Origin of the sequence: Nocardioides aquaticus (genome assembly GCF_018459925.1) — a bacterium.
GTDB lineage: Bacteria > Actinomycetota > Actinomycetes > Propionibacteriales > Nocardioidaceae > Nocardioides > Nocardioides aquaticus.
This window is the reverse complement of the sequence record NZ_CP075371.1, coordinates 3,598,215-3,621,960: the sequence shown is the minus strand read 5'-3', so window position 1 is coordinate 3,621,960 and position 23,746 is coordinate 3,598,215. Positions and strand designations below refer to the sequence as shown.

Here is a 23,746-nt window from a genome sequence, read left to right as displayed (position 1 = left end):
CGATGACACCGATCCTGCTGCTCCTGGTCCGCCTCCACCTGGCGCTCGCGGCGCCGGGACGCCCACGGCGCCGCGACGAGCGGGGTGACGTGCCCGGGTGGGTGATGGTCACGGTGATGTCGGCCGGGGTCGTGGCCGTGCTGACCCCGCTGCTGCGCACCGAGCTGTCCGAGATGCTGCGCAACGCGCTCAACTCGGTGCGGTAGGAGCCCCCCGGTGCTGCGACGGGGCCGGGGAGGGCGCGAGCGCGGCTCGGCCGTCGTCGACTTCGTCCTGGTGCTGGTCGTGCTGGTGCCGATGGTGCTCGGCGTGGTCCAGGTGGCCCTGGTGATGCTGGTCCGCAACACCCTGGCCGCGGCCGCGTCGGAGGGAGCCCGGTACGCCGCCACCGTCGACCGTGGTCCCGCGGACGGCGTGGCGCTGACCCGCCGCCAGATCGACGGGGCGCTCGCCGCGCGGTACGCCCGCGACGTCCGCGCCCGGCCGACGACCGTCGGGGGCGCTCCCGGGGTCGAGGTCGTGGTCAGCGCCGAGGTCCCGGCGCTGGGCCTGCTCGGGCCGTCCGTCGGGCTGACGGTCAGCGGCCGCGCGGTCGAGGAGCTGCCGTGACCCCGACCGGGAGGAGGGGCGGGGACCGGGGGAGCGCGGTGGTCGAGCTGGTCTGGCTCGGCACGCTGCTCCTGCTGCCGATGGTGTGGGTGGTGGTGTCGATCGGGGAGGTGCAGGCCGGGGCGTTCGGGACGTCGGCGGCCGCCCGGGCGGCGGGGCGGGCGTACGCCCTGGCGCCCGACGACGCGAGCGGCGCCGAGCGGGCCCGGGCCGCGGCCCGGCAGGCGCTGGCCGACCAGGGCATGGCGGCGGCGCCGCTGGAGGTGACGGTGACCTGCCGGCCGTACCCCGGCGACTGCCACGCCGGCGCCTCGGTGATCACGGTCCGCGTGACCAGCGAGGTCGCGCTGCCGCTGCTGCCGGACGTGCTCGGCTCGGGCCGCCCGGCGTTCGGCCTCGACGCCACCCACACCGTCCCGGTCGGGCAGTTCCAGGAGGTCGGGTGAGGCCCCGGTCCGGCGCGACCCGGGGAAGGACCGAGCGTGGCGCGACCACCGTGATGCTGATCGGCTTCGCCGCCGTCCTGCTGCTGGTGGTCGCCGTCGCCGTCGACTCCACCGCCGCTTACGTCCAGCGCCAGGGCCTGGACACGCTCGCCGACGGGGCGGCGCTGCAGGGCGCCGACCTGGCCGCCGAGGGCCAGGAGGTCTACACCCAGGGCGTGCCGGTCGAGGGCAGCCTCGAGGTCACCGCCGACCGGGCCCGGCAGGCGGTGGGGGCCTATCTCGACCAGGTGGGAGCCCGCGGCCGCTACCCGGGCCTGGCCTACGACGTGTCGGTCGACGCCACCACCGTCACGGTCCGGCTCAGCGCCCCGCTCGAGCTGCCGCTCGACTTCCCGGGCGCTCCCGCCGCCCCGTCCGTCGGCTCGACGGGATCGGCCGTGGTCGACCCGGAGGACTGATCTGCCCCGCCGGGCCGGCCGTCGTCCTACCGTCGTCCCATGCCCCCCACCCTCCGCCCCCTCCTCGCCGCCTCCGCGCTGACCACGGCCCTCACCGCCGGCCTGCTCACCGCCGCCCCGGCCGCCGACGCCGCACCCGCCGACCGGTACGCCCGCACCGCGGTCCAGGCCACCAACGCCGCCCGTGCCGACCACGACCGCGCCCGCCTGACCGGTCAGCGATGCCTGCTGCGCAAGGCCCGCGCCCACGCCCGCGACATGGCCCGGCAGGAGCGGATGTTCCACCAGGAGATGGCGCCGATCATCGGCGACTGCGGGATGAACGCCGTCGGGGAGAACGTCGCCGTCGGCTACACCTCCGGTCGTGCGGTCGTCCGCGGGTGGATGGGCTCGGAGGGCCACCGCGCCAACATCCTGAGCCCGACATACCGCCGCGTCGCCGTCGCCGCGGCGAAGGGCGACGACGGGCGCTGGTACGCCGCGCAGGTCTTCGGCCGCCGCGCCTGACGCGCGCCCGACGCGCGCCCGACCACCCGGCCGGGCCGCGTCCCACGGCTACCGTCGCGAGCGTGAGCCAGAACCCCACCCCCCTGCCCGAGACGCCCCGCACGATCCTGGTGACGGGCGCCCGGGGGTACGTCGGCTCCCGCCTCGTCCCGGCCCTGCTCGACCGCGGCCACACCGTGGTCGCGACCGCGTCCTCACCTCCCAAGCCGGGCGCCTTCCCCTGGGAGGACCGCGTCGAGTGGCGGGTCATGCAGGCCACCGAGCCGGCCGACGTGCGCGCGGCGGTCCAGGGCGTCGACGCCGTCTGCTACCTCGTGCACGGCCTGGACCGCCCCGACTTCACCGACCGCGACCGCGTCGCCGCGCACGCGATGCGCGAGGCCGTCGACGAGGCCGGCGTGGAGCGGGTCGTCTACCTCTCCGGCCTGGTGCCCGACGTCGCCCGCGACCACCTCTCGGCCCACCTGTCCTCGCGCCTGGAGGTCGAGGAGATCCTCGACCAGGCGTCCTGCTCGACGCTGTCGATGCGCGCCGGCGTCGTCGTCGGGGCCGGGTCGACGTCGTTCGAGATCATCCGCCAGGTCTCCTCGCTGCTGCTCGTGCAGCCCGTCCCGACCTGGCTGGACCACCAGGTCCAGCCGATCGCGGTCAGCGACACCCTCACCATGCTGGTCCACGCCCTCGAGCACGACGACGTCGAGGGTTCCGTCGACGTCGGCGGGCCCGACATCCTGCGCTACACCGACTTCCTCGCCATGTTCTGCGCCGCGGCGGGGCTCTTCCGCGTCCGCCTGCGCATCCCCCTGGTCCCCACCGCGCTGGTGGCGCGGGCGGCCCCGCTGCTGCTCACCGCACCGGCGTCCACGGTCGCCTCGCTGGTGGAGAGCCTGCGCCACGACATGGTCTGCGCCCCCGACCGGCACTGGGTGCTGCCCACCGCCCAGACGCCGCTGGCCGTCGCGGTCGAGCAGTCGCTGCACCCCGACCACCCCGGCAGCGGCGGTCGCCCCGCCGAGGCGCTCCTGGACGGCGACGCCGCCTGGACCGACCGTCGGCTGCTGGTCGAGAAGCTCACCGGGCTGTCCCTGCCGGTGCCCGCCGTGGTGCGCGCGAGTGCAGCCACCGGCCTCAACCCCGCCCGCCGGCTGGCCCGTCTGCTCGGCTGACCGGCCCGTCCGACCTCGCGGGTAGAGTCCCCTGACGTGGCTGGCCCCGACTTCGACTCTGCGTTCAAGACCCTCACCGCGACGATGCGGACCATCGAGCAGGCGCTCGACGTCGACGAGATGCGCCGCGAGATCCGCGACCTCGGCGAGCAGGTCGCCGCGCCCGACCTCTGGGACGACCAGGCCAACGCCACCCGCGTCACCGGTCAGCTCTCGCACCTGCAGGGTCAGGTCGACCGCTTCGACGAGCTGAACGCCCGGATCGAGGACCTCGGCGCGCTCGTCGAGCTCGGCCAGGAGGAGGGCGACGCCGACTCGATGGCCGAGGCCGAGCGCGAGCTCGCGAAGGTCCGCGACGCCGTCGAGTCCCTCGAGGTCCGCACGCTCCTCTCGGGCGAGTACGACGTCCGCGAGGCCCTGGTGACCATCCGTTCCGGCGCGGGCGGGGTGGACGCCGCCGACTTCGCCGAGATGCTGATGCGGATGTACACGCGCTGGGCCGAGCAGCACAAGTACCCCGTCGAGGTCTTCGAGACCTCCTACGCCGAGGAGGCCGGGCTCAAGTCGGCCACCTTCGCCGTCCACGCGCCGTACACCTACGGCACGCTCTCGGTCGAGGCCGGCACCCACCGCCTGGTCCGGATCAGCCCCTTCGACAACCAGGGCCGCCGCCAGACCTCCTTCGCCGCCGTCGAGGTGGTGCCGGTGCTCGAGCAGACCGACGAGATCGACGTGCCCGACGAGGAGATCCGGGTCGACGTCTACCGCTCCGGCGGCCCCGGCGGGCAGTCGGTCAACACCACCGACTCCGCGGTGCGCCTGACGCACCTGCCGACCGGCACCGTCGTGTCCTGCCAGAACGAGAAGAGCCAGCTGCAGAACAAGGCCAGCGCCATGGTGGTGCTGAAGGCCAAGCTGCTGGCCCGCAAGAAGGCCGAGGAGAAGGCGCACCTCGACGGCATGCGCGGCGACGCCCAGGCCAGCTGGGGCGACCAGATGCGCAACTACGTGCTGAACCCGTACCAGGTCGTCAAGGACCTGCGGACGGGCTTCGAGGCCGGCAACCCCAGCCAGGTCCTCGACGGCGACCTCGACGGCTTCCTCGAGGCCGGCATCCGCTGGCGCCGCGGCGCGGTCGTCGCCGACGCCTGATCCCCGGCTCGCCGCCTAGGAGCCCGACGCCGCCCCGGCCACGGCCGCACACCACGTCGAGGCCCGCGCCGCGAGCTCCTCGCTGGTCGGCGCCCCGTCGCCGGCACGCGGCGCCTCCAGGGTGCAGGTGAGCCAGGCGTCGCCGAACAGCCCGGCCAGCACCCGCTCCCGGCGGGGCCCGTCTTGACAGTCGACGGCCACCGTCGGGGTCCCGTACGCCGGGGCGCCCGCCGCCGGCGTGCACCCGTCGGCCCCGGCGGTGGAGGAGCGCAGGGCGCGCGCCTCGGCGACCGTGGTCGGCGGCACGAACACCCAGGCCCGGGCCCGGACGCCGCCGGGGCCCTGCCAGGAGCAGCCGTGCTCGTGGGCGATGTCGCGCAGGCCGGGCTCGAGCGCGGTCCGCTGACCGTTCTCCCAGGCGGCGGCGTCCACCCGGTCGGTGTCCTCGGTGGTCAGCGCCAGCGCGCGCAGCACCGAGGCCGGATCCACGGCCTCGCAGAACGGTTCACGGGCGACCGCGAGCGTGGTCGTGTCGACGTCCTCCAGCGGCGTGCCGGTGTCGGTGGGGGAGGGGGCGCCGGACCCGCCGCCCGCGTCGTCGTCGCCGCCCCGGCCGAGGGTGAGGCCGACCAGGGCGACCACCACGACGAGCACCAGGACGCCGACCAGCGCCAGGCCGGCGCGACGGCGGCGGACGGGGTCGGTGGGAAGCACGGCCGGAAGCCTACGGGTCGGCCGGGGCCGCACCGTGCGGCCAGGCTCCCCGCCGGACTGGTCCTACCACCTATATTCGGTCCACGTGATTCGATTCGAGAAGGTCACCAAGACCTACCCCGGCCCGGGAGCGCCTGCCCTCGACGGGGTCACCGTCGACATCGAGAAGGGCGAGTTCGTCTTCCTGGTCGGCGCCTCGGGCTCCGGGAAGTCCACCGCGCTGCGCCTGGTGCTGCGCGAGGCCCGGCCCACGTCGGGTCGCGTCTACGTCGCCGGCAAGGAGATCAACCGCCTCGCCGGCTGGAAGGTCCCGCGGCTGCGCCGCCAGATCGGGACGGTCTTCCAGGACTTCCGCCTGCTGCAGAACAAGAACGTCTCCGAGAACGTCGCCTTCGCCCTCCAGGTGATCGGCAAGTCGCGCAGCGAGATCCGTCAGGTCGTCCCGGAGACCCTCGAGCTGGTCGGGCTGTCCGGCAAGGGCGACCGGCTGCCCGACGAGCTCTCCGGCGGTGAGCAGCAGCGGGTGGCGATCGCCCGGGCCTTCGTCAACCGACCGATGATCCTGATCGCCGACGAGCCCACCGGCAACCTCGACCCCACCAGCTCGGTGGAGGTCATGAAGCTGCTGGAACGGATCAACCAGACCGGCACCACCGTCCTGATGGCCACCCACGACTCCGGCGTGGTCGACCACATGCGCAAGCGCGTCGTCGAGCTCGACGGCGGCCGCCTCGTCCGCGACCAGGTCGAGGGCGGGTACGGCGCCGCGGGCTGAGCCGCCCCCGGCCGTACCGCGACGGACCCTGCACCGCCCCCGCCAGACCCAGGAGCCACCCCCCTCATGCAGCTGCGCTACATCTTCACCGAGCTCCGTCAGGGGCTGCGTCGCAACGTCTCGATGCACATCGCCGTCGTGCTGACCCTGTTCGTCTCGCTCACCCTCGTCGGGCTCGGGACGCTGCTGGCCCAGCAGGCCGACCGCGCGACCGAGCAGTGGGGCAACCAGCTCCAGATCACCGTCTACCTGTGCCGCGACGGTGACGAGAACCCGGCCTGCCAGTCCGAGGTCACCGACCCGCAGCTCGACCAGGTCGTGACCACGGTCGCCGAGAACCCCGAGGTCTCCGACTACCAGCTGGAGAGCAAGGCGGAGGCCTTCGAGAAGGTCAAGGAGCTCTACGGCGAGGAGACCTTCTCGGGCCCCAACCCGCTGCTGACCGAGGACGACATGGCCCAGTCGGTGCGGATCACGCTGCAGGACCCCAACGAGTTCGCCGGGGTGACCAGCGCGGTGACCGGCCTGGACGGGGTGTCCCAGGTCCAGGACCTGCGCGACTCGGTGGGCCCGATCCTCGACTCGATCGACGTCCTGACCATCGCGGCCTGGGGGACCGCGGCGCTCCTGGTGGCCGCGGCGCTGCTGCTGGTGGCCAACACGATCCGGCTGGCGGCCTTCGCGCGGCGCAAGGAGATCGGCATCATGCGCCTGGTCGGCGCGTCCACGCTCTACATCGCGCTGCCGTTCCTGATGGAGGCACTGGTGACGGCGGTGATCGGGGTCGGCCTGGCCGCCGGGGCGCTGGCCAGCTTCCTCAAGTTCGGCATCACCGACGGGGTCGCGCAGGACCTGACGTTCATCCCGTGGGTGGGCTGGAGCGAGTGGGGTTTCGCGGTGGTGGTGGTGGCCCTGCTCGGGCCCGCCCTGACGCTGCTGCCGACACTCCTGCTGACCCGCAAATACATCAAAGTCTGACCGCCAGGCCCTACCGTCGGGGTGCTTCTCTTCCCCGAAAACGCCGAAGGCGGAACACGTGCGCTCCTTCCCCAGCGCTCCTCGTCGCCGTGCCGCAGCAGTCACCCTGGCTGCTGCGCTCACGTGCGGTCTGGGCACGACCCTGTCCTCGACGTCCCCGGCCTCGGCGGAGGGCCTGCGCGACCGGCAGCAGGAGATCCAGGACCGGATCGCCGCCACGCGCAACGGCATCGACGAGGCCAGCGACCGGGCCCAGCGGGCGAACGCCGCGCTGGACGCCGCCACGGGCCGGCTCGCCGACGCCCGCGACGAGCTGGCCCGGCTCGAGGGCGAGGTCGCCGCGGCCGCCGACCGCAACGCCGAGCTGCGGGTCGAGCTGGCTGCCTCCGAGGAGCGCCTGGCGGCCGCCCAGACCGCGCTGATCGCCGGCCGGATCGCGGTCGCCCAGACCCGGACCGAGGCCACCGACACGATCACCTCGATCTACCAGGGGGCGGGCGACCCCGGTCTGCGGACCCTGTCGTCCTTCCTGTCCGCCGGGTCGCTCGAGGACATCGAGGTCGAGCAGCAGGCCGAGCAGCTCATCGTGGGGCGCCAGACCACGGTGTACGACGAGGTCCAGACCGCCGAGGCCCGCCTCGAGGCCACCGAGGCCGAGGTGGCCGAGGCCACCGACCTCGTCGCCGCCCAGCAGGCCGAGGCCGCGCGCACCGTGCGGCGGATGCGCCTGCTGCGCGACCGCGCGGTCACCGCCCGTGACCAGGTGCTGGAGCTGGTGCGGACCAGCCGGTCGGCCAAGCAGGCCGCGCTGGCCGCCCGCGCCGAGGACCAGAAGGCACTGGTGGAGCTCGAGCGGCAGGAGGCCGGGGTCCGCGAGAAGATCCTCGCCGCCCAGCGCGCGGCCGAGCGGGCCGGGACCGGGTACACCGGCGAGACGGCAGGCCTCTTCACGATGCCGTCCGGCGGGTCCATCACCTCGCCGTACGGGTACCGCACGCACCCGATCTACGGCTACTACGGGCTGCACGACGGCACCGACTTCGCCCCCGGCTGTGGTGCCCCGCTGTCGGCCATGGCCGACGGGACCGTCATCTCCAGCTACTCCTCCGAGGTGTACGGCAACCGCCTCTACGTCTCGCTGGGCAACGTCAACGGCGTCAACCTCACCGCGGTCTACAACCACGCGTCGAGCTACACCGTCGGCGTGGGCGAGCGGGTCTCCCAGGGCCAGACCCTCGGGTACGTCGGTGACACGGGCTGGTCCACCGGCTGCCACCTGCACTTCACGCTGCTGGAGAACGGCACCGCCGTCGACCCGATGACGTACCTGTAGCGCCACCTCCGGGCAACCCGATTGACCGTGCCTGGGAGGATGGACCCATGGCCAAGGAGCAGGGGCGGCAGATCGTCGCGCAGAACAAGAAGGCGCGGCACGACTACCTCATCGAGGACACCTTCGAGGCCGGCATGGTGCTGCAGGGCACCGAGGTGAAGTCGCTGCGGATGGGCCGTGCCTCGCTGGTCGACGGGTTCGTCGACATCGAGCGGGACGAGGCCTGGCTGCACGGGGTGCACATCCCGGAGTACACCCAGGGCACGTGGACCAACCACGCCGCCCGCCGCAAGCGCAAGCTGCTGCTGCACCGCAGCGAGATCGAGAAGATCGAGCGTCGCGCGAGCGAGAAGGGCCTGACCGTCATCCCGCTCGCGCTCTACTTCCTCAACGGCCGCGCCAAGGTCGAGATCGCCCTCGGCAAGGGCAAGAAGACGTGGGACAAGCGGCACGCGCTCGCCGAGCGCCAGGCCGTCCGGGAGAAGGACCAGGCCCTGGGGCGTCGCCTCAAGGGCATGGACGACTGACCCCGGTGGTCGAGGAGGGGGCCCCGTCCCCGGTGGTCGAGGAGCGAGCGTCTCGAGACCACGACGTCGCCCCCGTCCGTGCGTTCTGGGAACGCCTGGGCCTGCCGGGCCTGGTGGACGTCCACACCCACTTCCTGCCGCCACCGATCGAGAGGGCCGTCTACGCCGTCTTCGACGCGGCCGGTCCCAAGATCGGGCGGCCGTGGCCGATCCGCTACCGGGCCCCGCTCGAGGAGCGGGTGGCGCTGCTGCGGGCGATGGGCGTCCGTGCCTTCCCGACGCTGCCCTACGCCCACAAGCCCGGGGTGGCGGGGTTCCTCAACGAGTGGGCGCGGGGCTTCGCCCGCGACGTGCCCGAGAGCCTGTGGTCCGGCACGTTCTTCCCCGAGCCGGAGGCGGGCGCCTACGTCGCGGACCTGGTCGGCGACGGCATCGCGGTCTTCAAGGTCCACGTGCAGGTGGGGGAGTTCCACCTCGACGACCGGCTGCTCGACCCCGTCTGGGGCGTGCTCGAGGACGCCGGCACGCCGGTGGTCGTGCACGCCGGGTCGGGCCCCGTCGCGAACGCCTTCACCGGGCCCGAGCCAATGCGCGCGGTCCTCGAGCGGTTCCCGCGGCTGGCCGTCGTGGTCGCGCACATGGGGGCGCCGGAGTACGACGGCTTCTTCGCGCTCGCCGAGCGCTTCGAGCGCGTGCGGCTGGACACCACGATGGTCTTCACCGACTTCTTCGACGAGGCCGCGGGCCGCTTCCCCGACCACCTCGTGCCGGCGCTGCGGGACCTCGGCGGCAAGATCCTGCTGGGCACCGACTTCCCGACGATCCCGTACCCCTACGCCCACCAGCTGGAGAGCCTGGAGCGGCTCGGGCTGGGCGACGACTGGTTGCGCGCGGTGTGCTGGGACAACGGTGCGGAGCTCTTCGGGGTCGGCGTCGGCGGCTGAGCGGGCCGCCTCGTCGTCGGCTCGACGCGCCCCCGGGTGGGGCGGGTATGCTGGGGTCACAACTCAAGAGGGGCTGATCGGTTTCGACTTGGGACGTACGTCCCAGGGGAAGCGGGTCGAGGAGCCAACGTCATCTCGTAAACGATCGTTGGGAACTTATAACTGCCGACTCTAAGCGCAGTTCCTTCGCTCTCGCTGCCTGAGCAGTGATCGAAGCGTCAGACCGGGCATCCGTCTCCGTCCCGGATCCTGGCGTCATCTAGGAGACTTGCTGATCACCTGCTGTCAGGGCGGGTGATCGGGACTCAAACCTGACTGGGCCTGTCGGCGACGTGTTCGTGCGAGCGTCGGGGCCGAGAAAACGACAGCACGGACTGCACCCGGAGAAGACCTGGTTCGACGCTCGAGGACGCGGGTTCGATTCCCGCCAGCTCCACGACAGCCCTCTGTTGAGAAGGCCCCCGCCCCGGCGGGGGCCTTCGCCGTGTCCAGACAGGGGTGGTCCCCGGCCCCGGGTCCCCGCATCCTTCCTCCGGACCCGGGACGACACCGGTGGACCGGATCGGGAGGACGGCCGTGGCCGAGGAGAAGAAGCAGACCGCGCTCCAGCGGTGGGGCTCGAAGGGGTCGACCCCGGCGGAGCGGGCCGCGCGACGTCGTCCCCGCGTCGCTGGGGCGCGTGCCCGTACGCCGCTGCCGGCGCTCCTGGTGATGCTGGTCGCCTCCGGTCTGCTGGTGCCGCTGCTGCTGCTCGCCAACAGCGAGGACCTCGCGCTCAGCGCCTCCACCACCGGGCGCCAGCTGGGCGGCGGCGAGGAGCGCTCCGGACGCAGCGGCAGCACGTCGTACACCTTCTGCAGGGACGCCCCGGTGGAGTACGAGGTGGGTGGGCGGTCGTACGGGACGACCATCCCGGTGCGGGGGGGGGGTGCGTGCCGCGCGGGGAGGTGGAGCCCGTGACCGTCCGCTACGTGCCAGACGACCCGGAGACGATCTCGACCAACCCCCGTCAGCCGATCCTCTACGGCTTCATCGCGGCGGCAGCGCTCGGGTTCGCGGCCAGCCTCGTCGCGCTGCTGCGCCGGCTGTGGCTCCACCGCGCGGCGCGACCCTCGGCGGACCAGGGTCCCGGTGGCGCGGTCACCCCTGGATGACCAACTGGTCGAGCGTGGCGAGCAGGTCGGCGTACGTCGCCTCGATGTCGCCTGGTGCCGTGGGCAGCAGGATCGTGTCCGGCTCGGTCTCCGCCAGCCCGGCCATCGCCTCGTGCCACCGGCGGAGGGCCGACACGCCGCCGTCCGCCGCGACCGTCCTGGCTGCGAGGCGGTGGTGCAGCAGGTCGGTCGACCGGTCGTGGAACCGTGCGGCGACGTCGGCAGGACCACCGGTGAGCACGACGTGCACGTGCGCGCCGCCGTGACCGGTGGCGGCACGGCGGAACCGGTCGAGCTCGGCCGGGTTCGCGATCATCTGGGGGAGCACGACGTCGCCGCTGTGCTCGAGGTAGGCGGCCACCATCGCGAGGGCGGCCGGCCGGATGAGGGTGCCGGCGTGGGAGAAGTCCTCCTCGACCCCACCGACGAGCCCGCGCAGCAGGTCGATCTCGCAGTTCAGGGTGCCCGGGTGGTCGGCGGCGTACCGCGCCGCGAGCGTGCTCTTGCCGACGCCGGGCGGGCCGTTGAGGTGGATCAGCCGGTGCGGGGTCACGCGGGCGGCGCGACCCGCGTGTCCGGCCGGCCGGCGCGGGCGAGGGACTCGGCGACGAAGCCGTTCGCCTTCTGCTCCTCGACGTACGCCCTCAGGTGGTCGACGGTCGCCGCAGCGCGGGTCTGCGTGGTGCCGACGGCCTGCTCGATCTGCATGAAGGCCGGCTCGAGCAGCCGGTGGCCGGCGCGGTCGGTCACGAACGCGCTCACCGGCTGCCTGATCCCGGCGCCCACCTCCAGGGACTGCTCGACGTAGACCGTGGTGCCCTCGGCGCCGCGGACGACCTCGGCGTGCTCGAGGGCACGGGTCAGGTGGAGGTCGTAGGCCGAGCCCTGCTTGACCCCCACGCGGACGCCCGCGCGGTCGACCTGGTCGGCACGGGTCAGCGGGGAGTCTTCGGGCACGACGTAGACGCCCTCGATCAGCACGTACGGCGCGGTGAAGGCGACGGTCTCGGCGCGGGCCGGGTCGATCGCGAGGAAGCACAGGTCGGCGCGCCCGTCCTGCATCGCCTCCAAGGACGAGCGTGCCGCGTCGAAGCAGAGCAGCTCGACCGGGAGACCGAGGCGCTCGCCGAGGGCGCGGGCCAGGTCGACGGTCACCCCGCCGGGCTCGTCGGGGGTGCCGTGGGCGAGCACCGGGTTGCCCAGGTTGATCGAGGCGCGCAGCGTGCCGCTGGGGGCGAGGTCGGCAGCCACGGCCGCGAGGTCGGGGGAGGTCATGGACCCATCATCGTGGTTCCACGGCCTCGCCCCAGCGCGCCACGTGGTGCCAGACGCGCTTGAGCTGCTGCGGGTCCTCGGCACCCGCCTCGACCGCGTGCCCGATCACACGAGCGTCCAGCAGACCGTCCTGGGCGACGCGCAGGCCGACCTCCACCGTCTCCGGACCCCGGTACGCCGGGTGCCGCGCCAGCTCGGCGACCGACAGACGCCGTCCCTCGTGCCACTCGACCGGCACCCCGAGGAGCCCCGCCTGCCGATCGGTCGCGGTGCCGCGCCAGCACGGGTCCAGGACGAGCGCCTCGACGTCCCCTGCCAGCAGGACCGGACCGTGCACGTGCGCCTCGACGTAGGCGTCGAGGCGACCGCCGGGCCCGGCCTCGACCTCGTCGGTCAGCGGACGAGCGTCCCAGGTCGCCACGAGCGGCCACAGGTCGAAGTGGGCGGCCGTGGCGAACGCGGTCGGAGCCAGCGCCGAGTCGGGGAAGCAGAAGGTGGCGCGGTCCAGGACCTCCTCGCGCAGTCGCAGGTGGGCCGAGCCGAACCGAGGGGCCCCGCCGGGTCCTGGTCCCCCCGGACGGTCCAGCGCGCCGTACCGGGGGCGCGCCGAGGCCGGCGCGGCGTCGTACGCCCCACCGAAGATCTCCTGCTCCCACCGCCAGCGAGCCCCGCCGCGGTGCGCGGTCAGGCCGCCGTTGCTCGTGCCGGTCTCGAACTGCGAGCGGTAGACGCCGTCCTGGGCCAGGGACTCGAGGAGGGTCGGCCCGCCGCGCGCGGCCCGGCGGTCGGGGTGGAAGCCGAGGGTGACGCGCAGGTCGCGGTCGAGTGCGGGCGCAGCGGGGTCCGACCTCGCGGCGACGTGCGCCAACGCGCGCCCCGTCGGGTCCACGGTGTCCGGACGCGTCATCTCGAGGCGCCGCGAGCGTCATCTCGGCTGTCCGCAAGCGTCATCTCGGCGGTGACGAGGACGGCGGTGGTGGCCAGGTGGAGCCGGCCGTCGACGACCAGGTCCGCCACGTGGCGCTCGTAGGCCGCCCGCATCTGCTCCCGCACCTCCGGCGGCTGCGCGAGGAGGGTGGCGCCCTGGCCGCCGATCCCGGCCGAGGCACCCGCCCAGACCATCCCCGGGTCGCAGACGTGGGTCCAGGCCAGCAGCCGGGCCTCGACCACGGAGAGGCCCGACCCGGCCACGAGGCTGGCCAGGCCGTCGACCGTGCGGGGGAAGTCGAGGTCCGGCGGCAGCCGCACGCCTGCGGGCGGCACCGCCCCGGCGTCGGCCACCACCCGCTCCCACAGCCGCGACTGCGGCGTCGCCCCGGAGGGCCAGACGGTCACCGCGACCCGTCCGCCCGGTGCCACCACCCCCGCCAGCGCGGCCAGCCCGGCCCGCGGGTCCGGCAGGTGGTTGACGACGAAGGCGGCCAGGACGGCGTCGTAGGACCGGTGCGGCAGCCGGTGGACCGGCAGGTCCGGCAGCCCGCCGTCGGTGACGGCCGCCGTCGGCGCCGTCGTGCGCGCGAGGGCGACCATGCCGGGGTCGGGGTCGACCGCGCTCACCTCCGCGCCCCGGTCCGCCGCTGCCAGGGACAGCCCGCCCGGCCCGCACCCGACGTCGAGCACCCGCGTCCCCCGACCGACCAGGGCCGCGTCCAGCAGCGGCTCGTGGACGCCGGCGCAGAGCCCGGCGAAGGTGGCGGCGTAGGCCTGCGCCACCCCGGACCACCCGCCTGCCATGGCTGCGACGCTACTGATCGCGACCGATCGGCGCAGGCCACCCCTTCGACCCCTTGTGGTCGGTGTCACAGGGGGGCCTAGGCTGGCCGGGTTGCCGTCCCCGAATGCAGAGAGGTCCCTCGTGACCAACCTGGCCCAGGCCCTGACCGACACCGCCGCCGAGCACGGGAGCCGACCGGCGGTGAAGCTCGACGACCTCGTGATCGACTACGACACGCTGCTCGACGGCGCCCGACGGGTCGCGGCGATGCTCAAGGACCGCGGGATCGGCCCGGGCGACCGGGTCGGGATGGTGCTGCCCAACGTGCCGCCGTTCCCCGTGCTCTTCTACGGCGCGGTGGCCGCCGGCTGCGTGGTCGTGCCGATGAACCCGCTGCTCAAGGCCCGCGAGGTGCAGTACTACCTCGAGGACTCCGGCGCCTCGATCGTCTTCTCCTGGCACCAGATGGCCGAGGAGGCCACCAAGGCCGCGGCCGAGGTCGGCATCGACTGCGTCAGCGTCGAGCCGGACGGCTTCACCGACCTGCTCGCCGGCTTCGAGCCCGACGACGAGGTCGTGGCGCGCGAGGACGACGAGACGGTGGTGCTGCTCTACACCTCCGGCACCACCGGCCAGCCCAAGGGCGCCGAGCTCACCCACGGCAACATGACCAGCAACGCCGCCACCAGCGCCGAGACCCTCGTCGAGCTCGGCCCCGAAGACGTCGTGATGGGCTGCCTGCCGCTGTTCCACTGCTTCGGGCTGACCTGCGGTCTGAACGCCAGCGTCCGCAGCGGCTCCTGCCTCACCCTGATCCCGCGCTTCGACGCCACCAAGGCGCTCGAGGTGATCGGGCGTGACCGGGTGACGGTCTTCGAGGGCGTGCCCACGATGTACGCCGGGATGCTCCACGCGCCCGACGCCGAGTCGTACGACGTGTCCAGCCTGCGCACCTGCATCTCCGGCGGCTCGGCGATGCCGGTCGAGGTGATGAAGAAGTTCGAGCAGACCTTCGACTGCATCGTGCTCGAGGGCTACGGGCTCTCCGAGACCTCCCCGGTCGCCTCGTTCAACCACCCGGGCAAGGAGCGCAAGCCCGGCACCATCGGCGTCCCCGTGCGCGGGGTCCAGATGAAGGTCGTCGACGACGACCGCCAGGACGTCGCCCAGGGCGAGGTCGGCGAGATCGCCATCAAGGGCGAGAACGTGATGAAGGGCTACTGGGGCCGCGAGGACGCCACCGCCGAGTCCGTCCAGGACGGCTGGTTCCTCTCCGGCGACATGGCCACCGTCGACGACGAGGGCTACTTCACCATCGTGGACCGCAAGAAGGACCTGATCATCCGGGGCGGCTACAACGTCTACCCCCGCGAGATCGAGGAGGTCCTCTACGGCCACGACGCGGTCGCCGAGGTGGCCGTGATCGGGTTGCCGCACGACGACCTCGGCGAGGAGGTGGGCGCCGCCGTGGCGCTCAAGGACGGCCAGTCGGCCACCGAGGAGGAGCTGCAGGCCTTCGCCAAGGAGAGCCTCGCCGCCTACAAGTACCCCCGCAAGGTCTGGCTGGTCGACGACCTGCCCAAGGGGCCCACCGGCAAGATCCTGCGCCGCGAGGTCACCGCACCCGAGGAGACGTCATGACCACCACCGAGGAAGAGGCGGCCGCCGCCGAGAGCAGCGAGCTGTCCACGCCGCTGGACCTCCTGCTCGCCGACGCCGGGCGCAACCCGGTCCGCCGGTTCGTGCCCGGCATGTCCGGCATCCGGTTCGCCGCCGGCCTGGCCCGGCGCCCGCAGCGCGTCGTGAAGCGCACCGCCGGCCTCGGGGTCGAGCTGGCCAAGGTCGGCCTGGGTCGCTCCGAGCTCGCGCCTGCGCCGAAGGACCGGCGCTGGTCGGACGAGGCCTGGGCCAAGAACCCCCTGTTCCGCCGCACCCTGCAGGGCTACCTGGCCTGGGGCGTGGCGGTGCGTGGGCTGGTGGACGACGCCGAGCTCGACTGGGGCGACGGGCACCGGATCGGCTTCATCGCCGACAACCTGGTCGAGGCGATGGCCCCGACCAACAACCCGGTGCTGAACCCCAAGGTGCTCAAGCGCACCCTGGACACCGGTGGCGGCAACCTCCTGGCCGGGGGACGGCGCCTGGTCCGGGACTTCGCCACCGCCCCCCGGATCCCCTCCATGGTCGAGGCCGACGCGTTCGCGGTGGGCGAGGACATCGCGGTCACCCCGGGGGCCGTGGTGCTGCGCACCGAGGTCTTCGAGCTGATCCAGTACACCCCGCAGACGCCGCAGGTGCGTGAGGTGCCGCTGCTGATCGTCCCGCCGACGATCAACAAGTACTACGTCATCGACCTGGCCGCGGAGCGCTCCATGGTCGAGCACCTGGTCCGCAGCGGGCTCCAGGTCTACTGCATCTCGTGGCGCAACCCCGACGTGCGGCACGCCGAGTGGGACCTGGACACCTACGGCCAGGCCGTCCTGGACGCGCTCGACGCCGTGGAGCAGATCAGCCGGCAGGACAAGACGGCGCTGCTGGGGATCTGCTCGGGCGGGATGATCACCTCGATGCTGATGGCGCACCTCGCGGCCACCGACAAGCTCGACCGGATCGCGGCGTACAGCCTGATGGTGACCGTGCTGGACCAGGAGCGGGCCGGGATCACCAGCGCCCTGCTCTCGCACAAGGCGGCCGCGGCGTCGACCCGGGCCTCGGCGGAGAAGGGCTACCTCGACGGCCGGGTCCTCGCGGAGGTCTTCGCGTGGCTGCGGCCCAACGACCTGATCTGGAACTACTGGGTCAACAACTACCTGATGGGTCACGCCCCGAAGGCGTTCGACATCCTGTTCTGGAACGCCGACTCGGTGCGGATGAGCGCGGGCATGCACCGCGACTTCATGGACCTCGCGATCCGCAACGCCCTGGTCGAGCCGAAGGCCTCCACGATGCTCGGCTCCCCGGTCGACCTCGGCACGGTGACCACGGACAGCTACGTCGTGGCCGGGATCGCCGACCACATCTGCCAGTGGGAGTCCTGCTACGCGACCACGCAGCTGCTGGGCGGGACGAGCAAGTTCGTGCTCTCCACCAGCGGGCACATCGCCGCCATGGTGAACCCGCCGGGCAACCCCAAGGCCAACTTCCGCACCGCCGAGCAGAACCCGCCGGAGGCGCAGGACTGGCTGGCCGGCGCGCACCAGGTGCCCGGCTCGTGGTGGGACGACTACGCCGGCTGGCTGGCCGAGCGCTGCGGGGGCGAGCGGGGCAAGCCGCGCCGGCTGGGGTCGGCGCAGCACGAGCCGTTGTGCGAGGCACCGGGGACCTATGTCCACGACCGCTGAGCCGATGACCGACGACCGGCCGCAGCCGGCACCCGACCGGGTGCGCAACGTCACCGTCCGCGGGATCACCGCGCGGGTGTCCGTACGCCCCGGCGTCGGCCGGCACACCCACGCCCCGCCGCTGCTGCTGTGCAACGGCATCGGCCTGAGCCTCGAGGGCCTCCAGGCCTTCGTGGACCACCTCGACCCGGAGCGGGGGGTGGTCCGCTTCGACGTCCCCGGCGTGGGCGGGTCCGCGCTGCCGCCCATGCCCTACACGATCGCCGCGCTGTCCTCCTGGGTCACCGCGATGATGAGCCGCCTGGGCCACCGCCGCTTCGACGTCCTCGGCATCTCCTGGGGCGGGGGCCTGGCCCAGCAGCTGGCCCTCCAGTCGCCGCGCAAGGTCCGCCGGGTCGTGCTGGTGGCCACCGGCACCGGGATGCTGATGGTGCCGGGTTCGCCCGAGGTGCTGCGGATCATGTCGACCCCGCGCCGGCACCGCGATCCCGGCTACGCCGCCGCGGTCGCCGGCACCATCTACGGCGGCACGATGCGCACCGACCCCGTGCGAGGCTCCGCGCTGCTGCACGCCGCCACCCGGGCCGGGCCCAAGCGGGGCTACTACTACCAGCTGATGGCGATGACCGGCTGGAGCAGCCTGCCGTTCCTGCCGCTGGTGCGTCAGCCGACGCTGGTGGTCGGCGGCGACGACGACCCGATCATCCCGGTCGCCAACCCCCGGATGCAGGCGCGACTGATCCCGCGCGGCCGGCTCCACATCTACCGCGGCGGCCACCTCGCCCTGGTCACCGAGGCCGACCAGCTCGCGCCGGTGGTCGACGCCTTCCTCGACGAGAATGAGACCCATGGCTGACGCACGATCCGACGACCCCCGCGACCCGACCTCCGGCCCGGGCACCGACGCCGGCGCCCGCCCCGCGGGCTCGGTGGCACCGGTCGCCCCCGACCTGACCGACGTCGAGCTCACCGACTCCCCGTTCTCGGACTTCCTCGGCTTCGAGCTGCTGCTCTCCGACGACGACCGGGCCCTGCTCGGCCGGGTCCGCGCGTTCATGAACCGCGAGGTCGAGCCGATCATCAACGACTACTGGACCCGCGCGGCCTTCCCGCACGAGCTCGTGCCCGGGATCGCCGACCTCGGCATCGCCGGTCTGGCCTACGACGGGCCCGGCTGCCCGGCCCGCGGCGCGCTCGTCGACGGCATGGTCGCCATGGAGCTGGCCCGCGTGGACCCGTCCATCGGGACCTTCATGGGGGTCCACGGCGGGCTGGCGATGGGCTCGATCCAGCTCTGCGGCTCCGACGAGCAGCGGGAGCGCTGGCTGCCGGCGATGGCCCGGATGGAGCTGATCGGGGCCTTCGGGCTGACCGAGCCCGACGTCGGCTCCGCGATCTCGGCCGGTCTGGCCACCTCGGCGCGCCGTGACGGCGACGGGTGGGTGCTCAACGGCGAGAAGAAGTGGATCGGCAACGCCGCGTTCGCCGACCTGGTGATCATCTGGGCGCGCGACGAGGACGACGGCCAGGTCAAGGGCTTCGTGGTCGAGAAGGACACCGAGGGGATGACCTTCGACAAGCAGGAGGACAAGATCGCGCTGCGCGTGGTCCAGAACGCCGAGGTCCACCTGCGCGACGTCCGGGTGCCCGAGGAGAACCGGCTGCAGAAGGCCGAGAGCTTCCGCAGCACCGCCGACGTGCTGCGGGTGACCAGGATGGGCGTGGCCTGGCAGGCGGCCGGCTGCGCGCGGGGGGCCTTCGAGCACGCCCTGCGCTACACCAAGGCCCGGGAGCAGTTCGGTCGCCCGATCGCGTCCTTCCAGCTGGTCCAGGACCTGCTGGTCAAGATGCTCGGCCACGTCACCGCGGCCACCGCGATGAACACCCGGGCCTCGCAGCTGCAGGACGCCGGGCTCCTGCGGGACGAGCACGCGAGCCTGTGCAAGGCCCAGGCGACGGCCAAGATGCGCGAGACGGTCGGCTGGGCGCGCGAGGTGCTCGGTGGCAACGGCATCCTGCTCGAGCACCACGTCGGCCGGTTCGTCGCGGACGCCGAGGCGATCTACTCCTACGAGGGCACCCGGGAGATCAACACCCTCATCGTGGGTCGTGCGATCACCGGCGAGAGCGCGTTCGTGTGAGGCGCCCGACCGACCGCCGGGGCGCCGGCGGGCCCTAGGGTCGGCTCGTGCCACGCACCCCCACCCGGCGGAGCCTGGGCCCCCTCGGCCTGCGCTCGCCCGCACAGCTGGTCGTCGCCGGCTTCGCCGGTGCGGTCCTGGTCGGGACCGCGCTGCTCCTGCTCCCGGTCTCCCGCACCGGCGAGGGGGGCACCGACCTCGTCACCGCGCTGTTCCACGCCACGAGCGCGGTGTGCGTCACCGGGCTGGTCACGGTGGACACGGCCTCGTACTGGTCGGCCTTCGGCGAGGTGGTCATCCTCGGCCTGATCCAGGTCGGCGGGTTCGGCACGATGGCGTTCGCCTCCCTCCTGGGGCTGCTGGTCTCGCGACGCCTCGGCCTGCGCACCCGGGTCACCGCGGCCGCCGAGACCAAGTCCGTCGGGCTCGGTGACGTCCGGACGGTGCTGCTGGGGGTGGCGCGCACCACGGTGCTCTTCGAGGCGGTGGTGGCCGTCGTCCTCGGGCTGCGCTTCTGGCTGGCCTACGACGAGGCGCCGGGCCGGGCCGCCTACCTCGGGGTCTTCCACAGCATCTCGTCCTTCAACAACGCCGGGTTCGCCCTGTGGTCCGACAGCCTGACCCGGTTCGCCACCGACCCCTGGGTCTGCCTGCCGATCGCGGTGTCGGTGATCGCGGGCGGGCTGGGCTTCCCGGTGCTCCTCGAGCTGCGCCGTCAGCTGCGCCCCCGCCGGTGGAGCCTGCACACCCGGATGACGGTGCTGGCCACGGTCGCGCTGCTCGTCCTGGGCACGGTCTTCGTCACCGCCAACGAGTGGCGCAACCCGCAGACCCTCGGGGCCCTCGACCCGGCGGGCCGGCTGCTCGCGGGGTTCTTCCAGGCGGTCATGCCGAGGACCGCGGGGTTCAACAGCCTCGACTACGGCGCCATGAACGAGGGCACCCTGCTCGGCACGAGCGTGCTGATGTTCATCGGCGGCGGGTCCGCCGGCACGGCCGGGGGGATCAAGGTGACCACGTTCCTGCTGCTGCTGTTCGTCATCTGGGCCGAGGTCCGCGGCGAGCGGGACGTGCACGCCTTCGACCGCCGGATCACCGACCGCGCCGCCCGGCAGGCCCTCACGGTCGCCCTCCTCTCGGTGGCCGCCGTCGTGGCGGCCACCGTCGCCGTCGTGGAGATCTCCCGGATGTCGACGCACGTCGTGCTGTTCGAGGTGGTCTCGGCCTTCGCGACCGTGGGACTCTCCACCGGGATCACCGCCGACCTGCCGACCCCGGCACAGCTGGTCCTGGTCGTGCTGATGTTCGTCGGTCGGCTCGGACCCATCACCCTGGTCTCGGCGCTCGCGCTCCGCGAGCGCCAACGGCTCCACCAGAACCCGGAAGGACGGCCACTCATTGGCTAGGAGACAGCGACCCGACGACGGGGCCGTGGCCGTGATCGGGCTCGGCCGCTTCGGCAAGTCCCTCGCGCTCGAGCTGGCCGCCGAGGGGGTGGAGGTGCTCGGGGTGGACCGCGACCCCCGCATCGTCCAGTCCCTCGCGGGGCGGGTGACCCACGTCGTCGAGGCCGACAGCACCAACGAGGAGGCCATGCGTCAGCTGGGCCTGGGCGACTTCGGCACGGTGGTGGTCGGCGTCGGCAACGACCTCGAGGCCAGCATCCTGTCGGCCTCGGTGGCCATCGGCCTCGGCGTCCGGTCGATCTGGGCCAAGGCGATCAGCCAGGCCCACCAGCGCATCCTCACCCAGATCGGGGTGCAGCACGTGGTGCGTCCCGAGCACGACATGGGCAAGCGCGTCGCCCACCTCGTGCGCGGGCGGATGATGGACTACATCGAGCTCGACGACGGCTACGCCTTCGCCAAGACCCGCCCGCCACGGCAGATGCTGGGCCGGAGCCTGGCCGACTCGCACGTGCGCTCCCAGCACGGGGTCACGGTGGTCGGGGTCAAGCGAGCGGGTGAGGAGTTCACCTACGCCACGGCGGAGACGCTGGTCGAGCAGGGTGACGTCGTCATCGTGTCCGGGCCCCGCGAGGCCGTGGAGCGCTTCGCCGCGACCTCGTGAGCCGCACCGAGCTGCGCTACCTGCTGGCCCTGGTCACCGGCGCCGGCGGGGCGCCCGGCCACGAGGTGGCCGTCGCGCTGTCGCGGGCCGGCGCCGCGGTGCTCTGCGCCGACCCCGACCCGGAGGCGGCGGAGCGCACGGCTGCGGTCGTCCGGCGCGGGCGGGTGGCCGCCTGGAGCGTCCAGGCCGGCGTCGAGGACGACGTCGACGTGGCCCTGCTGGCCGCGCGCGCCCGCGACCTCGGAGGGGCCGACCTGCTCGTCGTCGCCGGCGGGGGTCCGGCGACGGACGCGCTGGTCACCGCCGTCGGAGCGGCCCGGACGGTGGTGCTCGGCCCGGGGGAGGTCGACGCCGACGCGGTGCTGGCCGGCCTGCGGTCGGGGTGAGCGCTCACCCGGGGGGTGCGGGTAGGCATGGGGCATGGCCATCATCAACAGCAACGGGTACGCCCACGTGCGGCTCACCGTCACCGACATCGCCCGCTCGAAGAAGTTCTACGACGACGTCTTCGGGTGGCCGGCGCAGATCGACATGTCCCACGAGGTCAACGAGCCCGGCACCACCGAGGACCCGCAGAAGTTCTACGGCGGCACCATCTACCTCACGCCGTCCGGCGCGCTGTTCGGCCTGCGCCCCGTCGGGGAGCAGACCTTCGACTCGACGGCCACCGGCCTCGACCACGTCAGCTTCACCGTCGACTCGCGCGACGACCTCGTCGCGGCCGTGAAGGGCCTCGACGAGCTCGGCGTGGCCCACGGCGAGATCATCGACATGGAGGCCGCCGGCCTGGCGATCCTGTCCTTCCAGGACCCCGACGACATCAACCTGGAGCTCACCGCCCCGATCTGATCGGGACCGGGCGGCTCAGCCGAGCGGCTGGAGGGGGTGGATCGCGACCTCCCCCTCCAGGTGCGGGCCCAGGACCTCGAAGGCCCGGGCGATGTGCGGCATGGTCATGTGCTGGTCGAGGTCGGCCTGGGCGCGCCACTCCTCGACGGTGACGAAGAGGCCGGGCGCCGCGCCGGACTCGTAGGCGGCGTAGGCCAGGCAGCCCTCCTCGGCCAGCGTCGCGGTGGCCAGCTCGGCCAGCGCGGTCCGGGCCAGCTCCACGCCGTCGGCGCGGATCGGGATGGTCGCCACCACGTGCAGGGTGGCGGAGGTCGTGGTGTTCTCGGTCATGTGCGGAGGCTACGCCGGGTGCGTGTCGTTCATCACGTGTCCACCTCGACGCGGTTTCATCGGTGCATGACCTCTCGGACCCGCGCGCTCGGCGCACTCCTGCTCCCGCTCGTCCCCCTCTCCCTGGTGGCCACGCTGGTGGCCCCAGCCTCGCAGGCCGCTGCGCCCGTGGTCGGCCAGGCGTCCGCCGACCGGCCCGGCCGCGGGGTCGAGCAGCTCGCGCGCCCGCTCGTCGTGGGCCACCGCGGCGCCTCGGGCTACCGCCCCGAGCACACGCTGGCGGCATACCGCCTGGCCGTGCAGCTCGGCGCCGACTACATCGAGCCCGACCTGGTCCCGACCAAGGACGGCGTCCTCGTGGCGCGCCACGAGAGCTTCATCAACGAGACCACCGACGTCGAGGACCACCCGGAGTTCGCCGACCGGCGCGCGGTGAAGACGATCGACGGCGTCGAGTACGACGGGTGGTTCACCGAGGACTTCACCCTCGCCGAGCTGCGCACCCTGCGCGCCACCGAGCGGCTGCCCCAGGTGCGCCCCGACAACACCCGCTACGACGGCCGCTTCCGGGTGCCGACGTTCGACGAGGTGCTCGCCCTCGCGAAGCAGCTGTCCCGCGAGACCGGCCGCACGATCGGGGTCGCGCCCGAGACCAAGCACCCGACCTACTTCGACTCCCTCGACCTGTCGCCCGAGGAGCCGATGCTGCGCGACCTGCGCCAGGCGGGGCTGGACGGAAGGCGGGCCAAGATCCTGATCCAGTCCTTCGAGGTCACCAACCTGCGCCGTCTCGACCGCCGCACCGACCTGCCGCTCGAGCAGCTGATGAGCCCCACCGGGGCGCCCTGGGACCAGCAGGTGCGCGAGACCGGCGTGACCTACGCCGACCTCACCACCCGCGCCGGGCTGCGCGACGTGGCGTCGTACGCCGACTGGATCGGCCCGGAGAAGACGATGGTCATCCCGCGGCAGGGCGACGGCTCGAGCGCGGAGCCGACCGCGCTGCCGCGCAAGGCCCACCGCCAGGGCCTGCGCGTGGTGGTCTACACGATCCGCGACGAGAACCAGTTCATGGCCACCGAGTACCGCAGCGGTGAGGGCCCGGACGCCAAGGGCGACGTGTTCGCCGAGGTGGCCGACTTCCTGGACGCCGGCGTGGACGCGGTCTTCGCCGACCACCCGGACTCCGCGGTCTTCGCGCGTGACAACTGGGTCGCTGCACGCTGATCTCCCCCCGGGGGCGGGTCGCACGCGGCAGACTGC

Annotated in this window: 29 protein-coding genes and 1 other RNA gene; 24 read left to right on the top strand and 6 right to left on the bottom strand. The window is 73.3% G+C overall.

Annotated elements, in window-relative coordinates:
- The first annotated feature begins 2 nt into the window (after positions 1 to 2).
- The 7 genes from ENKNEFLB_RS17560 to prfB all read left to right on the top strand — a co-directional run bounded on the left by ENKNEFLB_RS17560 (position 3) and on the right by prfB (position 4,338).
- Complete coding sequence (locus ENKNEFLB_RS17560; protein ID WP_214056553.1) at positions 3 to 206, top strand: hypothetical protein; 204 nt, start codon at positions 3 to 5, stop codon at positions 204 to 206.
- A gap of 10 nt (positions 207 to 216) precedes the next feature.
- Complete coding sequence (locus ENKNEFLB_RS17555; protein ID WP_246535641.1) at positions 217 to 609, top strand: TadE/TadG family type IV pilus assembly protein; 393 nt, start codon at positions 217 to 219, stop codon at positions 607 to 609.
- On the top strand, positions 606 to 1,055 hold the full coding sequence (locus ENKNEFLB_RS17550) for a hypothetical protein (RefSeq protein ID WP_214056552.1): 450 nt from the start codon (positions 606 to 608) through the stop codon (positions 1,053 to 1,055). Before ENKNEFLB_RS17555 ends, ENKNEFLB_RS17550 begins: the two co-directional genes overlap by 4 nt.
- Entirely contained in the window at positions 1,052 to 1,513 is a 462-nt protein-coding gene (locus ENKNEFLB_RS17545) for a pilus assembly protein TadG-related protein (RefSeq protein ID WP_246535640.1), read from the top strand. Before ENKNEFLB_RS17550 ends, ENKNEFLB_RS17545 begins: the two co-directional genes overlap by 4 nt.
- A gap of 39 nt (positions 1,514 to 1,552) precedes the next feature.
- Entirely contained in the window at positions 1,553 to 2,020 is a 468-nt protein-coding gene (locus ENKNEFLB_RS17540) for a CAP domain-containing protein (RefSeq protein ID WP_214056551.1), read from the top strand.
- Positions 2,021 to 2,082: 62 nt separating this feature from the next.
- Positions 2,083 to 3,186 carry an NAD(P)H-binding protein gene (locus tag ENKNEFLB_RS17535; protein ID WP_214056550.1) on the top strand — a complete coding sequence of 368 codons (1,104 nt, stop codon included), beginning with the start codon at positions 2,083 to 2,085 and terminating at the stop codon, positions 3,184 to 3,186.
- Positions 3,187 to 3,222: 36 nt separating this feature from the next.
- Complete coding sequence (prfB, locus tag ENKNEFLB_RS17530) at positions 3,223 to 4,338, top strand: peptide chain release factor 2 (RefSeq protein WP_214056549.1); 1,116 nt, start codon at positions 3,223 to 3,225, stop codon at positions 4,336 to 4,338.
- A gap of 15 nt (positions 4,339 to 4,353) precedes the next feature.
- Here prfB and ENKNEFLB_RS17525 read toward each other — a convergent pair whose 3' ends face one another.
- Positions 4,354 to 5,052, bottom strand: coding sequence for a hypothetical protein (locus ENKNEFLB_RS17525; protein WP_214056548.1), 699 nt, complete (start codon positions 5,050 to 5,052; stop codon positions 4,354 to 4,356).
- A gap of 85 nt (positions 5,053 to 5,137) precedes the next feature.
- Between ENKNEFLB_RS17525 and ftsE the strand changes: the two genes are divergently transcribed.
- The 8 genes from ftsE (at position 5,138) to ENKNEFLB_RS17485 (ending at position 10,763) form a co-directional block, all read left to right on the top strand.
- Positions 5,138 to 5,827 (top strand): cell division ATP-binding protein FtsE, encoded by a 690-nt coding sequence (gene ftsE / locus ENKNEFLB_RS17520; RefSeq protein ID WP_214056547.1) that lies wholly within the window; start codon positions 5,138 to 5,140, stop codon positions 5,825 to 5,827.
- A gap of 66 nt (positions 5,828 to 5,893) precedes the next feature.
- A complete protein-coding gene (gene ftsX / locus ENKNEFLB_RS17515) occupies positions 5,894 to 6,805 on the top strand; it encodes a permease-like cell division protein FtsX (protein WP_214056546.1) in 912 nt (303 codons plus the stop codon).
- Between the two features lie 58 nt (positions 6,806 to 6,863).
- A complete protein-coding gene (locus ENKNEFLB_RS17510; RefSeq protein ID WP_214056545.1) occupies positions 6,864 to 8,138 on the top strand; it encodes a M23 family metallopeptidase in 1,275 nt (424 codons plus the stop codon).
- A gap of 47 nt (positions 8,139 to 8,185) precedes the next feature.
- Entirely contained in the window at positions 8,186 to 8,665 is a 480-nt protein-coding gene (gene smpB, locus ENKNEFLB_RS17505; RefSeq protein ID WP_214056544.1) for an SsrA-binding protein SmpB, read from the top strand.
- Positions 8,666 to 8,670: 5 nt separating this feature from the next.
- The gene (locus tag ENKNEFLB_RS17500; protein ID WP_246535639.1) at positions 8,671 to 9,609 is read left to right on the top strand and encodes an amidohydrolase family protein; all 939 of its coding nucleotides are present in this window, start codon (positions 8,671 to 8,673) and stop codon (positions 9,607 to 9,609) included.
- 69 nt (positions 9,610 to 9,678) lie between these two features.
- Positions 9,679 to 10,048: a transfer-messenger RNA gene (ssrA, locus tag ENKNEFLB_RS17495) on the top strand.
- 137 nt (positions 10,049 to 10,185) lie between these two features.
- Positions 10,186 to 10,569 carry a hypothetical protein gene (locus tag ENKNEFLB_RS17490; protein ID WP_214056543.1) on the top strand — a complete coding sequence of 128 codons (384 nt, stop codon included), beginning with the start codon at positions 10,186 to 10,188 and terminating at the stop codon, positions 10,567 to 10,569.
- Positions 10,566 to 10,763, top strand: a complete 198-nt coding sequence (locus tag ENKNEFLB_RS17485; RefSeq protein WP_214056542.1) for a hypothetical protein — start codon at positions 10,566 to 10,568, stop codon at positions 10,761 to 10,763. The genes ENKNEFLB_RS17490 and ENKNEFLB_RS17485 overlap by 4 nt, the downstream gene beginning before the upstream one ends.
- Here ENKNEFLB_RS17485 and ENKNEFLB_RS17480 read toward each other — a convergent pair.
- The 4 genes from ENKNEFLB_RS17480 to ENKNEFLB_RS17465 are packed head-to-tail and all read right to left on the bottom strand — an operon-like array spanning position 10,750 to position 13,772.
- Positions 10,750 to 11,316 (bottom strand): AAA family ATPase, encoded by a 567-nt coding sequence (locus tag ENKNEFLB_RS17480; protein ID WP_214056541.1) that lies wholly within the window; start codon positions 11,314 to 11,316, stop codon positions 10,750 to 10,752. The genes ENKNEFLB_RS17485 and ENKNEFLB_RS17480 overlap by 14 nt on opposite strands.
- Positions 11,313 to 12,038 carry a transporter substrate-binding domain-containing protein gene (locus ENKNEFLB_RS17475; protein WP_214056540.1) on the bottom strand — a complete coding sequence of 242 codons (726 nt, stop codon included), beginning with the start codon at positions 12,036 to 12,038 and terminating at the stop codon, positions 11,313 to 11,315. Before ENKNEFLB_RS17475 ends, ENKNEFLB_RS17480 begins: the two co-directional genes overlap by 4 nt.
- A 7-nt stretch (positions 12,039 to 12,045) precedes the next feature.
- On the bottom strand, positions 12,046 to 12,945 hold the full coding sequence (locus tag ENKNEFLB_RS17470) for a DUF3626 domain-containing protein (RefSeq protein ID WP_246535638.1): 900 nt from the start codon (positions 12,943 to 12,945) through the stop codon (positions 12,046 to 12,048).
- Complete coding sequence (locus ENKNEFLB_RS17465; protein ID WP_214056539.1) at positions 12,942 to 13,772, bottom strand: class I SAM-dependent methyltransferase; 831 nt, start codon at positions 13,770 to 13,772, stop codon at positions 12,942 to 12,944. Before ENKNEFLB_RS17465 ends, ENKNEFLB_RS17470 begins: the two co-directional genes overlap by 4 nt.
- Before the next feature lie 121 nt (positions 13,773 to 13,893).
- Between ENKNEFLB_RS17465 and ENKNEFLB_RS17460 the strand changes: the two genes are divergently transcribed.
- Genes ENKNEFLB_RS17460 through ENKNEFLB_RS17425 form a run of 8 tightly spaced genes read left to right on the top strand, consistent with a single transcriptional unit; the run spans position 13,894 to position 22,153 of the window.
- Positions 13,894 to 15,393 (top strand): long-chain-fatty-acid--CoA ligase, encoded by a 1,500-nt coding sequence (locus ENKNEFLB_RS17460; protein WP_214056538.1) that lies wholly within the window; start codon positions 13,894 to 13,896, stop codon positions 15,391 to 15,393.
- Positions 15,390 to 17,093 (top strand): PHA/PHB synthase family protein, encoded by a 1,704-nt coding sequence (locus tag ENKNEFLB_RS17455; protein WP_214056537.1) that lies wholly within the window; start codon positions 15,390 to 15,392, stop codon positions 17,091 to 17,093. Before ENKNEFLB_RS17460 ends, ENKNEFLB_RS17455 begins: the two co-directional genes overlap by 4 nt.
- Positions 17,077 to 17,949: a poly(3-hydroxyalkanoate) depolymerase gene (gene phaZ / locus ENKNEFLB_RS17450; protein ID WP_214056536.1), complete on the top strand. Its 873-nt coding sequence runs from the start codon at positions 17,077 to 17,079 to the stop codon at positions 17,947 to 17,949. Before ENKNEFLB_RS17455 ends, phaZ begins: the two co-directional genes overlap by 17 nt.
- Positions 17,942 to 19,234: an acyl-CoA dehydrogenase family protein gene (locus tag ENKNEFLB_RS17445; protein ID WP_214056535.1), complete on the top strand. Its 1,293-nt coding sequence runs from the start codon at positions 17,942 to 17,944 to the stop codon at positions 19,232 to 19,234. The genes phaZ and ENKNEFLB_RS17445 overlap by 8 nt, the downstream gene beginning before the upstream one ends.
- A 47-nt stretch (positions 19,235 to 19,281) precedes the next feature.
- On the top strand, positions 19,282 to 20,640 hold the full coding sequence (locus tag ENKNEFLB_RS17440) for a TrkH family potassium uptake protein (protein ID WP_246535637.1): 1,359 nt from the start codon (positions 19,282 to 19,284) through the stop codon (positions 20,638 to 20,640).
- Between the two features lie 25 nt (positions 20,641 to 20,665).
- Complete coding sequence (locus ENKNEFLB_RS17435) at positions 20,666 to 21,304, top strand: potassium channel family protein (RefSeq protein WP_246535636.1); 639 nt, start codon at positions 20,666 to 20,668, stop codon at positions 21,302 to 21,304.
- Positions 21,301 to 21,690 carry an SDR family NAD(P)-dependent oxidoreductase gene (locus tag ENKNEFLB_RS17430; RefSeq protein WP_214056533.1) on the top strand — a complete coding sequence of 130 codons (390 nt, stop codon included), beginning with the start codon at positions 21,301 to 21,303 and terminating at the stop codon, positions 21,688 to 21,690. The genes ENKNEFLB_RS17435 and ENKNEFLB_RS17430 overlap by 4 nt, the downstream gene beginning before the upstream one ends.
- Before the next feature lie 34 nt (positions 21,691 to 21,724).
- Positions 21,725 to 22,153: a VOC family protein gene (locus tag ENKNEFLB_RS17425; RefSeq protein WP_214056532.1), complete on the top strand. Its 429-nt coding sequence runs from the start codon at positions 21,725 to 21,727 to the stop codon at positions 22,151 to 22,153.
- 15 nt (positions 22,154 to 22,168) lie between these two features.
- Here the strand turns inward: ENKNEFLB_RS17425 and ENKNEFLB_RS17420 are convergent, their stop codons facing one another.
- Positions 22,169 to 22,483 (bottom strand): putative quinol monooxygenase, encoded by a 315-nt coding sequence (locus ENKNEFLB_RS17420; RefSeq protein ID WP_214056531.1) that lies wholly within the window; start codon positions 22,481 to 22,483, stop codon positions 22,169 to 22,171.
- Positions 22,484 to 22,549: 66 nt separating this feature from the next.
- Between ENKNEFLB_RS17420 and ENKNEFLB_RS17415 the strand changes: the two genes are divergently transcribed.
- Entirely contained in the window at positions 22,550 to 23,710 is a 1,161-nt protein-coding gene (locus tag ENKNEFLB_RS17415) for a glycerophosphodiester phosphodiesterase (RefSeq protein WP_214056530.1), read from the top strand.
- The last annotated feature ends 36 nt before the right edge of the window (positions 23,711 to 23,746 follow it).